General features: G+C 58.3%; 1 protein-coding gene and 1 pseudogene. Both read left to right on the forward strand.

The window, feature by feature from the left end; translation table 11 throughout:
* On the forward strand, positions 1-390 hold a 390-nt coding region (locus AC2JF9_RS08015; protein WP_500726752.1), incomplete at its 5' end, for a YutH/CotS family kinase-like spore coat protein.
* 5 nt (positions 391-395) lie between these two features.
* Positions 396-810: pseudogene (locus AC2JF9_RS08020) on the forward strand (hypothetical protein); the annotation flags it as partial.

Genomic DNA, 810 nt, shown 5'->3' on the forward strand with positions numbered 1-810 from the left:
ATCGGGGACGACGGCAAGCTGCACGTGTACGATATGGACTCGCTCACGGTGGATGTGCCGCTCCGCGACATACGGAAAATCTTGAACAAGGTCATGAAAAAGGGGGCCGCCGCCTGGGAGCTCGAGCGGATGGTGACGATGCTGAAGTGGTATCAGGAGACGAATCCGCTCACCGAGCGGCAATACCGGTCGCTCTCCGCCGAGCTGACGTTTCCGCATCTGTTCTACGGACAAGCGTCTAAATATTACAAGAAGCGAGATCCGGAGTGGACCGAGGAAAAGTATCTCGAACGATTGCGGTGGATCATCGAGACGGAGCACAGCAAGCTGAAAGTGCTCCGGGCGATCGAGGGCCGGATCGGCGAGGTGATCTCGCATGGAAGAAGGTGAGAGGCATGGTTCGACGTTCGCTGCATGTGGCGTTCATCTGCACGGAGCGGCTTCCCGTCCCGCCGATTCGCGGCGGGGCGATTCAAATATTTATCGGCGGCGTGCTGCCGTATCTTGTAAAACATCATAAGGTAACGGTGTACTGCGTTGCCGACCCGGAGCTGCCGAAGCGCGAAACCGTCGACGGCGTCGACTACGTGCGAGTGCCGAAAGAACGCTACGTATATCGCGTTGCGACGGCGCTCGAGGAGACGCGGAAGGCGGGAATCGTTTTCGACGTGGTGCATGTATTTAATCGGCCGGCCAACGTGCTGATCTACAAATCGGCGATGCCGGAGAGCCGGTTCGTCGTCAGCCTGCATAACGAGATGTATCGGGAGGGCAAGATTTCCGAGGAAATAGGGCGGCTCACCGTTCGCG

Source organism: Lactobacillus sp. C449L, from assembly GCF_059900815.1.